At 69.8% G+C, this 18,073-nt stretch carries 13 protein-coding genes; 6 read left to right on the top strand and 7 right to left on the bottom strand.

Translation table 11 applies throughout. The features are described from left to right. Positions 1–71: 71 nt before the first annotated feature. The gene (locus ABUW04_RS06070) at positions 72–1,043 is read right to left on the bottom strand and encodes a glycosyltransferase family 2 protein (protein WP_084714203.1); all 972 of its coding nucleotides are present in this window, start codon (positions 1,041–1,043) and stop codon (positions 72–74) included. Between the two features lie 310 nt (positions 1,044–1,353). Between ABUW04_RS06070 and ABUW04_RS06065 the strand changes: the two genes are divergently transcribed. The 5 genes from ABUW04_RS06065 to ABUW04_RS06045 all read left to right on the top strand — a co-directional run bounded on the left by ABUW04_RS06065 (position 1,354) and on the right by ABUW04_RS06045 (position 11,067). Next, positions 1,354–4,158 (top strand): YfhO family protein, encoded by a 2,805-nt coding sequence (locus ABUW04_RS06065; RefSeq protein ID WP_380563480.1) that lies wholly within the window; start codon positions 1,354–1,356, stop codon positions 4,156–4,158. A 76-nt stretch (positions 4,159–4,234) separates the two neighbouring features. Then, the gene (locus ABUW04_RS06060; RefSeq protein ID WP_380563479.1) at positions 4,235–4,567 is read left to right on the top strand and encodes a trypco2 family protein; all 333 of its coding nucleotides are present in this window, start codon (positions 4,235–4,237) and stop codon (positions 4,565–4,567) included. 1 nt (position 4,568) lies between these two features. Then, positions 4,569–7,808: an NACHT domain-containing protein gene (locus ABUW04_RS06055; protein ID WP_380563478.1), complete on the top strand. Its 3,240-nt coding sequence runs from the start codon at positions 4,569–4,571 to the stop codon at positions 7,806–7,808. Between the two features lie 24 nt (positions 7,809–7,832). Next, a complete protein-coding gene (locus tag ABUW04_RS06050) occupies positions 7,833–9,707 on the top strand; it encodes an NACHT domain-containing protein (protein WP_380563477.1) in 1,875 nt (624 codons plus the stop codon). After that, positions 9,613–11,067, top strand: a complete 1,455-nt coding sequence (locus ABUW04_RS06045; RefSeq protein ID WP_380563476.1) for a hypothetical protein — start codon at positions 9,613–9,615, stop codon at positions 11,065–11,067. Before ABUW04_RS06050 ends, ABUW04_RS06045 begins: the two co-directional genes overlap by 95 nt. Before the next feature lie 137 nt (positions 11,068–11,204). On the opposite strand, the gene ABUW04_RS06040 is transcribed toward ABUW04_RS06045, so the two are convergent. Beyond that, positions 11,205–13,721, bottom strand: coding sequence for an ATP-dependent Clp protease ATP-binding subunit (locus ABUW04_RS06040; RefSeq protein WP_030254103.1), 2,517 nt, complete (start codon positions 13,719–13,721; stop codon positions 11,205–11,207). Between the two features lie 428 nt (positions 13,722–14,149). On the opposite strand from ABUW04_RS06040, the gene ABUW04_RS06035 reads away from it, so the two are divergent. Continuing rightward, positions 14,150–14,611, top strand: coding sequence for a hypothetical protein (locus ABUW04_RS06035; RefSeq protein WP_380563475.1), 462 nt, complete (start codon positions 14,150–14,152; stop codon positions 14,609–14,611). Positions 14,612–14,618: 7 nt separating this feature from the next. Here the strand turns inward: ABUW04_RS06035 and ABUW04_RS06030 are convergent, their stop codons facing one another. The 5 genes from ABUW04_RS06030 to lysX all read right to left on the bottom strand — a co-directional run bounded on the left by ABUW04_RS06030 (position 14,619) and on the right by lysX (position 18,026). Then, positions 14,619–14,966 (bottom strand): histone-like nucleoid-structuring protein Lsr2, encoded by a 348-nt coding sequence (locus ABUW04_RS06030; protein ID WP_030254099.1) that lies wholly within the window; start codon positions 14,964–14,966, stop codon positions 14,619–14,621. Positions 14,967–15,093: 127 nt separating this feature from the next. After that, positions 15,094–15,597, bottom strand: coding sequence for an amino-acid N-acetyltransferase (locus ABUW04_RS06025; protein WP_030254097.1), 504 nt, complete (start codon positions 15,595–15,597; stop codon positions 15,094–15,096). Between the two features lie 9 nt (positions 15,598–15,606). Beyond that, positions 15,607–16,083, bottom strand: a complete 477-nt coding sequence (locus ABUW04_RS06020) for a BlaI/MecI/CopY family transcriptional regulator (RefSeq protein ID WP_380563474.1) — start codon at positions 16,081–16,083, stop codon at positions 15,607–15,609. Between the two features lie 113 nt (positions 16,084–16,196). Continuing rightward, positions 16,197–16,367, bottom strand: coding sequence for a hypothetical protein (locus tag ABUW04_RS06015; protein WP_030254094.1), 171 nt, complete (start codon positions 16,365–16,367; stop codon positions 16,197–16,199). Between the two features lie 126 nt (positions 16,368–16,493). Next, on the bottom strand, positions 16,494–18,026 hold the full coding sequence (gene lysX, locus ABUW04_RS06010) for a bifunctional lysylphosphatidylglycerol synthetase/lysine--tRNA ligase LysX (RefSeq protein WP_084714197.1): 1,533 nt from the start codon (positions 18,024–18,026) through the stop codon (positions 16,494–16,496). Between the last annotated feature and the right edge of the window lie 47 nt (positions 18,027–18,073).

Below are 18,073 nucleotides of genomic sequence, written 5' to 3'. Positions count from 1 at the left end.
TCACCAGGAGCTGAGGGTCCTGCCGGGGTTGCTCGGGCCCGGCCGGTGTCACCGGCCGGGCCCGAGCCCGTTCAGTCCTGCCGGGACCGCACGATCAGGTCGGCCAGCAGCGCCAGCGAGGCGACCAGCAGACCGGTGATGAAGATCAGCACGGTGTTGACGGCGAACCGGACCGGGTGCTCCACCATGTCGTACACGCCCTTGGCCAGGCCGATACCGATCAGCCACAGGGCGAGCGGCATCAGGACCTTGAGCGGGTTGAAGTACATCACCATGCGGAGGACCTGAAGGATGTACCGGTAGGCGTCCTTGACGAACCGGAACTTGGACTTACCCGCCCTTTTGGCGTAGTCGATCGGCAAGTAGCTGATGTCATGCTGATTCGACAGGAATGCAAGGGTGATCGTGGTGACGCAGGAGAATCCCGGCGGAAGCAGTCGGAGATACGGAAGCGCAACATCCCGTCGCATTGCCCGCAACCCGGAGTTCAGGTCCGGGATACGTTGACCCGCCAGCTTTTCTGCGATCTTCCGGACGACCCATTTGGCGGGGACGCGGAGGATCTTGTGCGACCCCTCCTCGGTGGTGCGCGCGCCGACGACCTGGTCGATGCTGCCGTCCTCGTCGAGCATCCGGACCAGCTCCGGGATGCGGTCGTTCGGGTAGGTCATGTCCGCGTCGGTCCAGACCACGATCTCGCCACGGGCCATCTGCGAGCCGATCCGGCGCACGGTGCCGGCCCCGCCGTTGCGGCGGAAGGCGATGGCCCGCAGGTTCGGGAACTCCAGCTCGGCTTCCTGGATCACCTTGAGGGTGCCGTCGGTCGAGCAGTCGTCGACGGCCAGCAGCTCGTAGGTGTAGCCGGACTCGTCCATCGCCTGGCTGATCCGCTTGAGCTCCAGCATGAGGTGCGGTTCCTCGTTGTAGCAAGGAAGCACGATCGAGACGTGCGGCCGGTCGGACGCATCCGCCTGGTCCGCCTGGCCGGCCTTGGCGGCCTGCGGCTCGGCCTCCTTGAAGGAGCGGCCGGGATCGGTGAGCATCACGCTGGGTATTCCTCTCGGGAGCCCCCGGTCCGCTTACGCACGGAGGCGAAGTTTTGGAGTGCCATCTTCCCCCCGGACAGCAAGCCCATACGGTATCCATGGCACGAGGTTTTGGCTATCCTCTCATTTTCACGGGATGATCGACTCCACGTCCCTCGCGGGGCGGAGCGACGGCATAGCGGGGATTCACAAGCGGGGGCACCCCTCCCGAGCCCCCCGCACCCGCCTCGCCTAGGCTCATCCGTATCCTCCGGACGTCGGCGCCGCCGGCCCTCATCCGACCGCGACACACCTGCCTGGGACCACGATGCTTCGACGCCGTAATCTGCCGCGCCCGCTGAGCGTGCTGGCAGTCCTCGCCGCTGTGCTGTTCGCGCTCTGGGGCATCGGGGGTCAACTGGCCGGCAACTCGACGCTGACCGCCACCGACGAGATGGTCAGCTCCAGCCCCTGGCTGGATGCCGGTCTGAGCGGGCCGCCCACCCACAACTGGCTGCTGGACGACACCTACACCTCCGAACTCCCCTCGACCATCCTGTTCAAGCAGGAGCTCCAGAAGGGTGAGGGGACCGGCTGGAACCCCTACGAGGCCGGCGGTACCAACCTCGGGAACGTCCCCAACCAGGCGCTGTGGTCCCCGCTGACCGTCCCCTACTACCTGCTGCCGACCTGGATCGCACCCGCCTACGGGCGGCTGCTGGAGATCGTCTGTGCAGTCGCCGGCAGTTTCCTCTTCCTGCGCAGGCTACGGGTCTCCCCGGCCGCCGCGGTCACCGGCGGACTGATCTTCGCCGGCAGCGCCTTCATGGTGTCCTGGGTGGGCTTCCCGCAGACCCGGGTGGCCGCCTTCATCCCGGTGCTGTTCTGGACCCTGGAACGGCTGATCCAGGAGCGCAGGGTGCGCGACGCGGCCCTGGTCGCGATCCCGGTCGCGTCACTGCTGCTGGGCGGCTTCCCCTCGGTGATGGCCTACGCCATGCTCACGGCCGGCGTCTACACCGTGGTCCGGCTGCTGGCCGAGTACCGGACCACACCGAAGCGGCTGGCCCTCACCGCACTCGGCGCGCTGGGCGGACTGGCGGCCGGGGCCGGGCTGGCGATGTTCCAGATGGTGGGCTTCCTCTACTTCTATCCGACCTGGCTGGTCCAGGGGCGCGCACAGACCCCGCAGATGCACCTGGCCGCCATCAACCTGCTGGAGACGTTCAGCCCCTGGGTGTTCGGCACCGCCAACGTCACCCAGCAGCCGATGTTCATCCTGAAGCCCAACCTCGTCGAGGCCATGTCGTACATCAGCGCCGCCGCCGTGGTGCTGGTGCTGGTCGCGCTCGCGATGCCCCGCCGGGGCCGGGCGCTGCTGCCGCGCGGGGTCTGGATCGTGCTGTTCGCCCTGGCCGCGGGCTGGACCCTGCTGATCTACGTGGGCGGCGCACCGCTGGAGGTGCTGCAGAAGCTGCCGGTCTCGCGGGCCCTGTTCGCGGCCAACTACATCGGTCGCAGCCGCAGCATCCTGGACTTCCTGCTCGGCGTCCTCGCCGCGGTCGGCTTCGACCTGCTGCTGCGGCGCCGTGCCGAGCTCCCCCGGCTGACCGGACGTCTGGCCCTGCTGCGGGTGTGGCCCTTCGTCCTGGGCGCGGGGATCCTCGCGCTGGGCGCCGTACTGGTGGTCCACGGCCACCACGCCGTGGTCGCCACCCACAACAGGGCGTCCGTGCAGGCGTTCAAGCACCACCTGCTGATCGGCGCGCTGATGCTCGCCGCCGCCGGAGTCTGCGTCCTGATCCTCCGTCTGGTGCGCCGCCCGGACCCGGCCTGGGGCCGCAAGCGGACGCTGCTCGTGCTGCGCTTCGCCGCCGCTGCGGCGCTGCCGCTGCTGGTCGCCGCCCAGGGCGGCGCCTACATGTCGGCGTACTACCCAAAGTCAAGCAAGACCGCCTTCTACCCGGAGACGGACACCCACAGGTACCTGGCCGCCAACCTGGGCGGTCAGCGTTTCGCCTCGTCCAGCAGCGGCATGGTGTTCGGCACCAACGCCGCCTACGACCTGCGTTCGGTGAACGGGCACACCTTCATCAACGCGCCCTTCGCGACACTGGTCGAGCAGATTCCCGGCAACCCCATCTTCTTTGAGACCTACATCGACTTCAACGCCGACCACGCCCAGGCGACCAACCCGGTGCTGGACCTACTCGGCACCAAGTACTTCGTGACCGCCCCGAGCGACCCGGTGCTCGGCAACCCGGTGAACGCGCCCACCGACGGCACCACCACCACACTCCAGCCCGGCACCACGGTCACCGTGCCGGTCACCCAGACCGGCCCGCTGCGCGGGATCGCCGTGACCGCCGCCAACACGCTGCAGACCGGCAGCACCGCCACCCTGGAAGTAGTGATCAAGGACGCCTCCGGCAAGACGGTGGCCACCAGCAGCCGGCTGACCAGCACCATCTACAAGGGCGTCGGGTTCAACGTCCCGGTCGCCGCCGACAGCGTGGCCGCCGGCACCAAGCTGACCGCCAGCCTCACCGTGCACGGCAGCACCCCGCTCACCGTGGCCGCCGACCAGGGCGCGCTTGCCCTCTCCACCATCGAGGGCGAGGACGACGGGCTGCGGCTGGTCCACGTCGAGGACTCCGCCATCTACCTGCGGCTCAACGCCCAGCCGAGGATCCGCTGGGCCTCCACCGCCACGGTCGTGCCCGACCAGGCGGCCCGGCTCGCCCTGCTCTCCTCCGGCAAGGTCGGCGCCGACCAGGTCGTGCTCAACTCCCCCGGCCCCGCCGCCTCCGGGCAGTCCGCGAGCGTGGACGTCACCAAGGACGGCACCGACACGGTGACCACCGAGGTCGACGCCAAGGGTGCCGGCTACCTGGTCGTCGCCGACGCCGACCAGTCCGGCTGGGTCGCCACCGTCGACGGCAAGTCCGCCGCGCTGCTCCCCGCCGACCAGGGCCTGGTCACCGTGGCCGTGCCGGCCGGCAAGCACACCGTCACGGTGCGGCTGGCGCCCCCGCACGCCACCCTCGGCTACGCCGTCAGCATCGCCACCGCGGTCCTGCTGCTGCTGGCCGTCGGCGGCGAGGCCTGGTGGCTGCGCCGGCGGCAGGGCTGAGCCGCCCGAACTCCTGACGGAGGGCCCGGACCTGTCGTACCGTCGGATCTCCAGATCATGACGCTCCGGGGGATCCGTGTCCGACTTCAGCGAGATCGAGCTCTCCACCGCAGTCCGTGCCATCCGTGAACAGCTGGTCCGGGCCGCCCTGGACGGGGCCGGCGCCCCGATCCGTTTCGAGGTCGGCCCGATCCAGATGGACTTCGCGGTGGAACTCCGCCGCGAGGCCGGGGCCAGGGGCGGGGTGAAGGCCTGGGTGCTCAGCGCCGAGGCCGAGGCCAAGGCGTCGCGGGCGACCACGCACCGGGTGTCCTTCACGCTCACCCCCAAGGACGCCGCGAGCGGCGCCCCGATCGAGGTCGGCAACCAGGAGCCGGGCGGGACCTCCAGGTTCGGGGCCGGCAACTGAGATGGCGGCGCACCCCCAGCGGCAGCGCATCGCCGCCGTCTTCGGCACCAGCCAGGGCAGCGGCTACCTGCTCACCCCCTGGCTGGTGCTGACGGCGGCTCATGTGGTCCGCGGAGCCGAGCAGCCCACCGTCGTCGTTCCCGGGGGGACCGGTCCGCAGCACTGCTCCGTCGCCTGGACCCGCTACGACGAGGAGTGCGACGCCGCGCTGCTGCTCTCCGAACGGGAGTTGGTGCCGTCCCGGAGCTTCCGCGAGTTCAGCACCCTGGTCTGGGGCAAGGTCGACGACCTCGCGCCGCTCCCCGGCGCGCATGCCATCGGCTTCCCCGCGGTCGCCGGTGCCGACGGCGAACTGGACGGGGAGCAGCTCTTCGGCACCCTGAAACCCGGTTCGGGCCTGCTGCGGCACCGCCAGGTCCTGGACAGCCTGCACGGCGCACCCGCGGCCCGGCCCGACGGCGGCTCACCCTGGGCGGGCTTCTCCGGATCGGCCGTCTTCGTGGAGAACCGCCTGGTCGGCGTCGTCCGCGCGGATCCGGCGCAGTGGCGGCACGGACGGGTGGAGATCACCCCGGCCACGACCATCCTGGACTCCCCGCTGTTCAAGCCCACCTGCGACAGCAACAACAACGCCCTGGCCTGGAAGCGGGTGCGCACCCCGGTCGACGACTTCGAGGAGCGCTACCGTGCCTTCGTCGTCAGGCAGTCCAGCACCCTGCACATCATCGGACTGAGCCGGGGCGGCGACGAGGACGACTCCTGGCCGCTGGACACCAGCTACCTCAGCCTGGAACTGCTCGGCGGCTCCGCCGCGCAGGACGCCGACGAGCAGGGGCCGACGGCCCAGCGCGCCGAGCAGGCCCTGGCCGGCCACCGGCGGGTGCTGGTGCGCGGATCGGCCGGCTCGGGCAAGACCACCCTGCTGCAGTGGCTCGCCACCGCCACCGCCCGCCGCGACCTGCCGTCCCCGCTGTCCGACCTGGACGACTGCGTCCCGCTGCTGATCCGGCTGCGCGCCGTGGCGCAGCGCGACGAACTCCCCAGCCCCGAGGAGTTCCTGGCCACCGTCGCCCGACCGCTCAGCGGCAGCGCCGGGTCGGCCGGCTGGGTCACCGCGCAGCTGGCGGCCGGCCGGGTGCTGCTGCTGGTGGACGGCGTGGACGAGGTCCCGGAGGCGGACCGGGCCCGGACCCGCCGCTGGCTGCTGGACCTGCTGGACGCCTACCCCGACTGCCGCTACGTGGTCACCACCCGCCCCTCCGCGGTCCGCGAGGGCTGGCTGACCCAGGCGGGCTTCACCGAGCTGGAGCTGCTGCCGATGAGCCGCAGCGACGTCTCCGCCTTCATCGGAAAATGGCACACCGCGGCCGGTGACGACCCCCGGCTGCCGGAGTGGTGCGAGAAGCTGCGCACCGCCGTGGTCACCAAGCAGGACCTGGGCCGTCTCGCCAACAGCCCGTTGATGTGCGCGCTGATCTGCGCCCTCAACCGCGACCGCAACGGCTACCTGCCCGAGGGCCGGATGGAGCTCTACTCCGCTGCCCTGGAGATGCTGCTGGTCCGCCGCGACCGCGAACGCGGCATCCTCGGCCAGGACGGGCTCCGGCTGACCGTCGATCAGCAGACCCAGCTGCTGCAGCGGCTGGCCTACTGGCTGGCCAAGAACGGGGCGGTGGAGATCGACCGGGCGCTGGCCGTCCGCAAGCTCGCCGAAGCCCTCCCGGCGATGCCCGCGATCACCGCCGACGCCGAGCAGGTGCTGCACCACCTGCTGGTCCGCAGCGGCCTGCTGCGCCAGCCCACCGCCGACTCCGTCGACTTCGTCCACCGCACCTTCCAGGACTACCTCGCCGCCAAGGCCGCCGTCGAGGATGAGGACTTCGGCCTGCTGGTCGCCAACGCCGTCGACGACCAGTGGCACGACGTGATCCGCATGGCCGTCGGCCACGGACGCCCCCGAGAACGCGCCGCGCTGCTGCGCTCGTTGCTGCAGCGGGCCGACGAGAACGGCGACAAGCGGCTCTGGCTGCTCGCGGCTACCTGTCTGGAACACGCGACCGAACTGGACCCCGCGGTCCGACAGCAGGTAACCGACCGCACCGCCACGCTCATCCCGCCGCAGGACACCGAGGCCGCCCGGGACCTGGCAGCGGCCGGACCGCTCATCCTCGGACTGCTCCCCGGCCCCGAGGACCTGGAACAGACCACCGCCTACGCCGTGGCGGTGGCCGCCACCACGGTCGCCACCAGCCAGGCCATCCCGCTGATCCTCCGGTACGTCGACCATCCCTCGACCAACGTCCGCGGCCAGCTCACCTCGGCCTGGGACCGCTTCGACACCGTGGAGTACGGCGAACGGGTCATCGCCCGACTGGCCTTCCACGACACCTTCCGCTTCATGGTCAAGTCCCGGGAACAGCTGGAGTTCCTGAACACGCTGGGCCACCGCCCGCGCATCGAGTGCTCCGGTCCGCTCACCATGGCGGACCTGGCGCTGCTCCCACCGGGGCTGGACCAGCTGCGGCTGCACGACATCCCGAACCCGATCGACCTCGACGACGTGCTGGGGCGCACCCGTGCCCGCAACTTCTGGCTCAGCGACTGCACCAGCCCCATCGACCTCGGCCCGCTCCCCCGCCACCCGGTGGAGGACCTCTACCTGCACACCAACACCGAGCTGCGGAACGCCGCCGCGCTCGGCGACTCCGCCTCCATCCGGGTGCTCGGCATCGTCAGCGAGACCGAGATCCCGGGGCTGGCCCTCCCGCCCGGCCTGACCCACCTCCACATCGGCCGTTACGAGTCCGGCCCCCGGCTCTGGGAGCACTTGGGCTCCCTCAGCGGACTGACCCACTTGTCCTTCGACGCCTTCCGGGCCACCGCGGCCGACCGCGGAAGGCTCCCGGGACTCACCCGGCTGCGCCAACTCCGGATCAGCCACGAGGACTTCGCCGAGCTCCCCCGGCAACGCCCGCTCCCACAGATCACCAAGCTGGAACTGCTAGTACCTAGCCGGATCAACCCCGCCGAATTGGCCCGGCTCTACCCGAACCTCCGCAGCCTCACCCTGGCGGTGGACTCCTCCGAGCCGCCGGACGAGTCCCTGCTGGCCTCCGACCTCAGCGACCTGTACGGCTGCCAGGTCGAGATCCAGCACTACCAAGCCCCCGTCCCGCTCTCCATCTTCGGCATCAGCCAGGGCGCCCGGCCCACCTCGGTCAGCACCTTCGCCATCCGCTGAGCCCGACCGGGAAAGGATTCACCGATGATCCACCCGCAACGCGAGCGCATCGCCGCCGTCCTCGGCGCCAGCCAGGGTAGCGGCTACCTGCTCACCCCCTGGCTCGTGCTGACCGCGGCGCATCTGCTGGGCGAGCAACCGCCCTCGGTGATTGTCCCCGGGCGCTCGGCCCCCGTTCGCTGCCGAGTGGCCTGGTCGCGCTACGAGGATGGCTGCGACGCCGCGCTGCTGGTCGCCGACGACGACCTGACCGCCGCCGCAGGACAGGCGCCCGGCTGGACCAGGGTGGAGGATCTCTCACCGCGTCCGCACACCAGTGCCATCGGCTATCCACAGGCTCAGCGCGACGCCGCGGGCGAGCTCGACAGCGAGCAGCTCGCGGGCACTCTGAAGCCCGGCTCCGGCATGCTGAGGCACCGGCAGGTACTCGACAGCGCGCACGGCGCACCGGCGCCCAAGCCTGACGGAGGCTCACCCTGGGCAGGATTCTCCGGGGCGGCCGTCTTCCTGGACGGCCGCATCGCAGGGGTGGTCCGCGCGGACCCCGCCGGCACCTGGCGCCACGGCCGTCTGGAGCTGACGCCCGCCACTGCCCTGCTGGACGACGCCCGCTTCATGGCGGCCTGCGAGCGCAATGGCGCACGCCTGGACGTCACCCGGTCCACCGCCCCCGACGCCGACGACTTCGAGGCGGAGCTGCGCCGGGTCATCATCGAGCAGACCAGCAGCGTGCAGATATTCGGACTCAACCCACCCGGCGGCGGCGAGGAGTTCTGGTCCCTGGACGCCAGCTACCTCAGCCTGGAACTGCAGGGCGACACTTCGGCCCAACGTGCCGAGCAAGCCCTCGCCGGACAGCCCCGGGTCCTCCTCCGCGGCCAGGCGGGTTCTGGGAAGACCACCCTGCTCCAGTGGTTGACCACCATCGTTGCGCGGCGCGAACTCCCACCGTCACTGGCCGATCTGGACGGCTTCGTCCCACTGCTGCTCAGGCTCAGAGCCATGCCGTCGACCGGGGCGCTGCCGCAGCCCGAGGACTTCCTCGCACATGTGGCCCTCGGGCTGACCGGTCGGCCGGAGGCACGCGGTTGGGTCACCAGACAGCTGGGACTGGGTCGTGTGCTTCTGCTCGTCGACGGCGTGGACGAGGTGCCCGAGGACCAGCGCTCACGCGCCCGGCAGTGGCTGCGCCAGCTCATCGCCGCCCACCCGAAGAGCAGGTTCATCGTCACCACTCGCCCGGCCGCGGTACGGGCCGGTTGGCTGGACGCCCTGCAGTTCACCGAACTCGAACTGCTGCCCATGAGTCGGAACGACGTCAACCGTTTCATCGTCAAATGGCACGAGGCCGCGGACGACGACGACGCGACACGGCTGGCGCGGCTCCGCGACGATCTGTCCGCCAAGGTGACGAGCAAACAGGACCTGTCCAGACTTGCCACCAACCCGCTGCTGTGCGCGCTGATATGCGCCCTCAACCGGGACCGGCGCGGGCATCTGCCGAACCGGTCGGATGGAGCTCTACACCGCAGCCCTGGAGCTCCTGCTGACCCGCCGCGACGGAGACCGGGGTATCAGACTGGCCGGGGACCTGGGCATCGACTCGAGTCACTACCCGCAACTGCTGCAACGCATGGCCTACTGGCTGGTCAAGAACGGCGCGACGGAAATGGCCTACGGCAGGGCGCTGCAGATCGTCCAGGGAGCCCTGCCCTCTCTGCGTGGGGTTACCGGCGCTCCCGTCGCCGTACTGGACCACCTGATCGACCGGTGCGGTCTGCTGCGGCAGCCGACACCGACCTCGGTGGACTTCATCCACCGCACCTTCCAGGACTATCTGGCTGCGCGAGCCGCCGTCCAGGAAGGAGATCTGGGTCTGCTGGTCCGCAATGCCCATGACGACCAGTGGGAGGACGTCATCCGGATGTCTGTGTGGCACGCCTCGCCGGCCGTCCGCGCCGACCTGCTGAGCCGTCTGCTGCGCCAGGCACGTCTCGACTCCGAGGAGAGCGCCCGCCTGGTGATCCTCGCAATGACCTGCCTGGAGTACGCGGTCGAACTCTCCCCGGCCATGCAGACCCAGGTGGAGGACGAGGCCGCCAGACTGCTCCCGCCCCGGGACATGGAGGCCGCAGACCGCCTCGCGCGGGCCGGCTCGGCCATCCTGGAGCTGCTACCCGGGCCCGACGGCTTGGACCGCCCGACCGCGCGCGCCGTGGTGCAGGCGGCGATCCAGACGGCCGACCCCCGCGCGATCCCGCTGCTGGCCCGCTATGCCGACCATCCAGACGGCCCGCTGCGACTGACCCTGGCGAACGCCTGGGCACGCTTCGACACGGTCGAGTACGGACGCCAGGTCATCGTGCGGCTACAGAGCGACGACCCGCTCTCGATCTCGGCCCCCGACCAGGTCGACTTCATCGGATCGGCGGGCGGGCACCGGAGCATCCGACACGCCGGCCCGCTCAGCCGGACGGAGATCGAGAAGTACGGCGAGTTGCAGTTGGCCCATCTCGAGCTGGACCAGCAGTGGGGCGAGGCCGACCTCAGCGCGCTGTCCGGCTGCTCCGCGCTCCGCTTCCTCTCCCTCCAGGTCCACAAAGCCGATCTGTGGCCGCTCTCCGGTCTCGGCCTGGAAGCACTCCATCTGGTCTCGGGCCGGTACCGCTCGCTGTACGCCCTGGCCGACATGGCCAGGCTGACCTCGCTCGTCCTACCGACCGACGGGGTCATCGACCAGGACCGGCTGAGTGCGCTCCCTGCCTCCCTGCGCAGGCTCCGGCTGCGGCTCATGGATGTGGGCCGTCCGTTCACCGGCCTGCTCCGCTTCACGGAGTTGGAGCACCTGGAACTCAACATCTCCGCGCCCTCCAAGGCCTCCCTCGCACCGCTCGCCGATCTGCCGCGTCTGCACACCCTCGTGCTGGACGACGAGAATCTGGCACTGCTCGACTCGGCTCCGGTCCTGCCCTCGGTCCGTCACCTGGTGCTCTACCGTCCGCAGGAGGTGGCAGAATTCCGCTTCCTGGTCCGCTGCTATCCGGAACTCGAATCGTTGGTGCTCCGCGGCATCGCCGACCAGTCGCTCGATCTGGCCCAGCTCGCCCCACTTCGACGCCTACGGCACGTCGAAGTGCGCAGCGGCCATCCCGAACTGGTCCGCGGCCAGGAACACCTGGCCGGAGTCGACGTGGACATCGCGTGGCGGCCGTACAGCTGGGCCCGCGCCGCGCTCTACCAGCCGAAAACCCTTCTATAGCGGTCAACACCAGGCTGCGACGAGGTCGGCGGGGCCGAGTCGTCGAGCAGCTTGCGCTCCAGCTCCACGACACGCCGCAGGGCCCGGCCCCCCTTTCGGGGAGCCGGGCCCTGCGTACGTGGTGCCGACCGTGCCGGTCAGCCCTTGGTGAGGTCCGGGCCGCTGGCGGCGACCGGCGGGGCATCCGCCACCGGGACCTTGTCGGCGCCGGTGAAGGTGAACTTGGCGTTCTTGCCCTCGCCCTCGACGTCGACCAGGACGATGTGGCCGGAGCGCAGCTCGCCGAAGAGGATCTTCTCGGAGAGCACGTCCTCGATCTCGCGCTGGATGGTGCGGCGCAGCGGGCGGGCACCCAGGATCGGGTCGTAGCCGCGCTTGGCGAGCAGGGACTTGGCGGCGGGGGTCAGTTCCAGACCCATGTCGCGGTCCTGCAGCCGGCCGTCCACCTTGGCGGCCATGAGGTCGACGATCTGGATGATGTCTTCCTCGGACAGCTGGTGGAACACCACGATGTCGTCGACACGGTTGAGGAACTCGGGGCGGAAGTGCTGCTTGAGCTCCTCGCCGACCTTGTTCTTCATCCGCTCGTACCCGGTGGACAGGTCGCCCTGGGCGGCGAAGCCCAGGTTGAAGCCCTTGGAGATGTCCCGGGTGCCGAGGTTGGTGGTCATGATGATGACCGTGTTCTTGAAGTCGACGACCCGGCCCTGGCTGTCGGTCAGCCGACCGTCCTCCAGGATCTGCAGCAGCGAGTTGAAGATGTCCGGGTGGGCCTTCTCGACCTCGTCGAAGAGGACGACCGAGAACGGCTTGCGGCGCACCTTCTCGGTGAGCTGGCCGCCCTCCTCGTACCCGACGTAGCCGGGAGGCGAGCCGAACAGCCGCGAGACGGTGTGCTTCTCGCTGAACTCGGACATGTCCAGCTGGATCAGCGCGTCCTCGTCGCCGAAGAGGAACTCGGCGAGGGTCTTGCTGAGCTCGGTCTTACCGACGCCGGACGGGCCGGCGAAGATGAACGAGCCGCCGGGGCGCTTGGGGTCCTTGAGGCCCGCACGGGTGCGCCGGATGGCCTGGGAGAGCGCCTTGATGGCGTCCTTCTGGCCGATGACGCGCTTGTGCAGCTCGTCCTCCATGCGCAGCAGCCGGGAGGACTCCTCCTCGGTGAGCTTGAAGACCGGGATGCCGGTGGCCGTCGCCAGCACCTCGGCGATCAGCTCCTCGTCCACCTCGGCGACGACGTCCATGTCGCCGGCCTTCCACTCCTTCTCCCGCTTGGCCTTGGCCTGCAGGAGCTGCTTCTCCGAGTCGCGGAGCGAGGCGGCCTTCTCGAAGTCCTGCGCGTCGATCGCGGACTCCTTGTCCCGACGGACGCCCGCGATCTTCTCGTCGAACTCGCGCAGGTCCGGCGGCGCGGTCATGCGGCGGATGCGCATGCGCGAGCCGGCCTCGTCGATGAGGTCGATCGCCTTGTCCGGCAGGAAGCGGTCCGAGATGTAGCGGTCCGCCAGGGTCGCCGCGGCGACCAGGGCCGCGTCGGTGATGGAGACCCGGTGGTGCGCCTCGTAGCGGTCCCGGAGGCCCTTGAGGATCTCGATGGTGTGCTTGAGCGAGGGCTCGGCGACCTGGATCGGCTGGAAGCGGCGCTCCAGCGCGGCGTCCTTCTCCAGGTGCTTGCGGTACTCGTCCAGCGTGGTGGCGCCGATGGTCTGCAGCTCGCCCCGGGCCAGCATGGGCTTGAGGATGCTGGCCGCGTCGATCGCGCCCTCGGCGGCACCCGCACCCACCAGGGTGTGGATCTCGTCGATGAACAGGATGATGTCGCCGCGGGTGCGGATCTCCTTGAGCACCTTCTTCAGGCGCTCCTCGAAGTCACCGCGGTAGCGGGAGCCGGCGACCAGGGCGCCCAGGTCCAGGGTGTAGAGCTGCTTGTCCTTGATCGTCTCGGGCACCTCGCCCTTGACGATCGCCTGGGCCAGGCCCTCCACGACGGCGGTCTTGCCGACGCCGGGCTCGCCGATCAGCACCGGGTTGTTCTTGGTGCGGCGGGACAGCACCTGCATGACCCGCTCGATCTCCTTCTCGCGCCCGATCACCGGGTCGAGCTTGGACTCGCGGGCCGCCTGGGTGAGGTTGCGCCCGAACTGGTCCAGGACCAGCGAGGTCGAGGGGGTGCCCTCGGTCGGGCCGCCGGCCGTGGCCGACTCCTTGCCGCCGCCCTGGTAGCCGGACAGCAGCTGGATGACCTGCTGCCGGACCCGGTTCAGGTCCGCGCCGAGCTTCACGAGGACCTGGGCGGCGACGCCCTCGCCCTCGCGGATGAGGCCGAGCAGGATGTGCTCGGTCCCGATGTAGTTGTGGCCGAGCTGGAGGGCCTCGCGGAGCGACAGCTCCAGGACCTTCTTCGCCCGAGGAGTGAAGGGGATGTGGCCGGACGGGGCCTGCTGCCCCTGCCCGATGATCTCCTCAACCTGCTGGCGGACCGCCTCGAGCGAAATCCCGAGGCTCTCCAGGGCCTTAGCGGCGACACCCTCACCCTCGTGGATCAAGCCCAGGAGGATGTGCTCGGTGCCGATGTAGTTGTGGTTGAGCATCCGGGCTTCTTCCTGAGCCAGGACGACAACCCGCCGCGCGCGGTCGGTGAACCTCTCGAACATCGTTAATCGCTCCTCAGAGCGGTCGGGCAGTGAGGGGTCGGTCCCCTCCCTGTCCTTCCGCATGCTAGTCCCGGAGGCCGGAACAGCTCACTTCAACCGCCGACACCCCACCGTCCCGCAATGCTCGCGACGGCAGACAATGACTCCAACCGAATGCTGCGGGATGGTGTTCCCGCAGGCCAGGCAGATCCACCTGGAAACGCTACGCCGACGGCGAACGCTTCCCCCGACACGCCGCGAGGATTCGGCTGTGAAGCCCTCACATGGGCATTCATACCCGCAGTGCACCCGGGTCCATACCGACTTTCCGGCATCAGGTGTTCGCCTACCGAGAAGTCGGACGATCGGTGCGGGCCGGGCGCGTGACAGCACGCAGCGGAAGGGACTCCCAGCGTAACCGGGGCCAGGTGTCGCGAGTTGGGCAGCATGTGACCACCCATCAGCAGGCGGCCGACCCCGGCATCCGACAGGGCACCCGACCCGGCATCGGCCTCGGAACCGGCCCTGCGGCCGAACGCCATGACGCCGTCGAGGCGCCGCTGGCCGCGGGGCTGGCCGCGCTGGCGCAGATGCGCAGGCGTGGCCGGCCCTGCGGCCAGGTCGCCGTGGAGGGCGACCGGCTGCTGCTGCGGCTCGCCCCCGGCAGTGCCGGGGACGTTCCCGAGCTGCTGCGCTGGCTCGGCTGGGGGCACCTGGACGGCGTGCTGCGGACCCGCCCCATGCCCGCGGTGCCCCGGCAGACCCGCTGCGGGGCCCCAGAAGGTGCCCACGACGCCGCCCAGGACGCCGCCTCCGGCGCCCTGACCGAGCGGCACCTGCCGCAGGCCCTGGACACCCTCGCGGACGCCTGCGCCCGCGCCCTGATGGAGCGGAGCGGCACTGCGGGCTGATCCGGCGTCAGCCGTTGGCCTTCTCGTAGGCCTCGCGGACCGTGCTCGGCACCCGGCCGCGGTCGTTGACCTCGTGGCCGTTCTCCTTGGCCCAGGCACGGATCTTGGCCGTGTCGGGGTTTCCGCCCACCGGACGCGGCGAACGGCCACGGCCGCGACCGCCGCTGACAGCGCCGCGACCGCTCTGCTTGCGGCCCTTGTCGGTGTACGGAGCCAGCAGCTCGCGCAGCTTACCGGCGTTCGTGTGCGTGAGATCGATCTCGTAGGCAACCCCGTCGAGAGCAAACGTCACCGTCTCGTCCGCCTCGCCGCCCTCGAGATCATCGACAAGAAGGACCTGGACCTTCTGCGCCACGGGCTTCCCTTTCCTCAAAAGCACGGATTACTTGTAGGAAAGGAAACCCTCTTTCCGGCGAAAATTCAAACCCTCTGCCCGAAGTGCTGTCCCGGCGACCTTCCGAACCGCCCTTGACGAACCCGGGTCAGAGGTGCAAGAGCATCCGTGTGTTGCCCAAGGTGTTGGGTTTGACGCGTTCCAGATCGAGGAACTCCGCAACACCTTCGTCGTAGCTTCGCAGGAGCTCCTCGTACACATCGGCGTCCACCGGAGTCGCTCCGATCTCGACGAAGCCGTGTTTGGCGAAGAAGTCCACTTCGAACGTCAGGCAGAAAATGCGACGGACGCCGATCCAGCGCGCGGTCTGGGTCAACTTCTCCAGAAGGCGGTGCCCGATGCCGGTGCCGCGGCAGGAGGCGTCCACCGCCAGCGTGCGGACCTCGGCGAGATCCTCCCACATCACATGCAGTGCGCCGCAGGCGACGACCTCGGCGTTGTCGTCCCGCTCGGCGACCCAGAACTCCTGCACCGACTCGAACAGGGTGACGGTGGGCTTGTTCAGCAGGATCCGTTCGCGCGCATAGCCGTCCACCAGCCTGCGGATGGCCCGTACATCGCTGGTCCGCGCGCGGCGGATCGTGAGCTCCATGGGGGGACGCTATCGTGCCCCGGGGTCAGCGGGGGAACCGATATCCCCCGGGGGTTCTCCGCCGCTCAGTTCGCCGGTCAGTTTGCCGGTCTCTTCGGTGACCTGTTCGTCGGACTGTTCGACCGGTGGCGGGGCGGCGACCCGCAATGCGTCGCGCAAGGCGTCCTGTTGTTCGGGTGACATCATGCCGAAGAAGTGGACCAGCGCCGCGGCCGGGTTGTCGCTCGTCGCCCATGCGTCGTTCATCAGCGCCGCGGTATAGGCCTCGCGCGAGGAGACCGGCTCATATCGGAAGGCCCGGCCCTCCTGTTCCCGGCGGAGCCACCCCTTCTGGAACAACTTGTCCATCACGGTCATCACCGTGGTGTAGGCGAGCTCGCGTTCCCGCAGCAGATCCTCGAGAACCTCGCGAACCGTCACCGGGCGGTTCCACTGCCATACCCGGGTCATCACCTCGTTCTCGAGTTCACCGAGTTGGCGCACCATCGCCGTTCTCTCCCCCTGGGCAGACTGAGGCGCATATATCGCCTTTGCCGGACATAAGCATTGTGCAGCTTCCGGCTGTGAAAGGGGGCGTTCCGGTGCTGCGATTCCGCCGGTCAGTCCTTGGCGAGACGCTGCGCCGGGGTCGCGGCCACGGTGATCGCCTCGGCCACGGCGTCCTCCTTGGCCGCATTGGCTCCGCCCTGGTTGCGGAACAGGGTCCGGATCATCAGGGAGAAGGCGATGCACATCACAACGGGGGGCGTCAGTGCCTCGAGGTACTGCATGGTTCCGGACCGCCTCTGCGGGACAGGGGAAAGCGTGGCGACAAAAGGCTAACCCCGGCCCCCGAAGGCATCGGGGACCGGGGTCGGTGCTGCGGATCCGGGCGGGAGCCGGGCGGAGCCGGGCGGTCAGCCCTGGGCCCCCTGGACGTCCGGCTTCACCAGCGGGAACAGCACCGTCTCCCGGATGTTCTTGCCGGTGAGCAGCATGATCAGCCGGTCCACGCCCATCCCGAGGCCGCCGGTGGGCGGCATCGCGTACTCCAGGGCGCGGAGGAAGTCCTCGTCCAGCTGCATCGCGTCGACGTCGCCGCCGGCCGCCAGCAGCGACTGGGCGGTCAGCCGGGCCCGCTGCTCGACCGGGTCGACCAGCTCGGAGTAGCCGGTGCCGATCTCGGTGCCGAAGATCATCAGGTCCCACTTCTCGGCGACACCCGGGTTGCTGCGGTGCTGGCGGGTCAGCGGGGACACCTCGGTGGGATAGTCCCGGATGAAGGTGGGCTTGACCGCCGCCTCCTCCAGCAGCCGCTCGACCATCTCCAGGACGATCTGGCCGTGGCCCCACTGCTTCTCGTAGGGGACGCCGGCCGCGTCCGCCAGCTTGCGCAGCTCCTCGACCGTGGTGTCCGGGGTGATCTCGGTGCCGAGCTGCTCGGAGATCCCGCCGTAGACGGTGATCTCGGCCCAGGGCTCGGCCAGGTCGATCTCGTGCTCCACGCCGTGCGGGTCCACGCCGCGGATCACCGTGGTGCCCAGCGCGTCCCGGGCCGCGTTGACGATCGTGGCGCGGATCATCTCGGCCTGGGTGTTGTAGTCGCCGTAGGCCTCGTAGGACTCCAGCATGGTGAACTCGGGGTTGTGGGTGGAGTCCGCGCCCTCGTTGCGGAAGTTGCGGTTGATCTCGAAGATCTTCTCCGCGCCGCCGACCGCGAGCCGTTTGAGGTAGAGCTCGGGGGCGATCCGCATGTAGAGGTCGATGTCGTAGGCGTTGATGTGGGTCTTGAACGGACGCGCGTTGGCGCCGCCGTGGACCGGCTGCATCATCGGGGTCTCGACCTCGGTGAAGCCGCGCTCCTCGTAGGTTCGGCGGATCGAGCGGACCACCTTGCTGCGCAGGTAGAGCATCTCCCTGGCGGCGGGGTTGACGATCAGGTCCACGTAGCGCTGGCGGACCCGGGCCTCGGGGTCGGTCAGGCCCTTGTGCTTGTCCGGCAGCGGGCGCAGGCACTTGGCGGTGATCGCCCAGTTGTCGACCATGATCGAGAGCTCGCCGCGCTTGGAGGTGATGACCTCGCCCTCGACACCGACGTGGTCGCCCAGGTCGACGTCGGCCTTCCACGCCGCCAGGCTCTCGGCGCCCAGCCGGTCCAGCGAGAGCATCACCTGGAGGTCGGCGGTGCCGTCCCGCAGCGTGGCGAAGCACAGCTTGCCGCCGGTCCGGCTGAGCACGACCCGGCCGGTCACGCCGGCGCGGTCGCCGGTGGCGTGGTCGGGCTCCAGGTCGGGGTAGGCGGCGCGCAGGTCGGCCAGCGTGGTCGTACGCGGGAAGCCGACCGGGTACGGGTCGATGCCGGCGGCGCGCAGGCGCTCCAGCTTCTCGCGGCGTACCCGCATCTGCTCGGGAAGGTCGTCGGACGCGGGTACCGGGGTCTGATCAGTCACAGTGCAAGGGTATCGAGGAGACGACGGTGCCCCGCCACCCGATTACC

It is taken from the genome of Streptacidiphilus jeojiensis, assembly GCF_042510965.1.
Classification (GTDB): Bacteria; Actinomycetota; Actinomycetes; order Streptomycetales; family Streptomycetaceae; genus Streptacidiphilus; species Streptacidiphilus jeojiensis.
The sequence above is the reverse complement of the archived record's forward strand: the minus strand, read 5'-3'. Positions and strand labels throughout refer to the sequence as shown.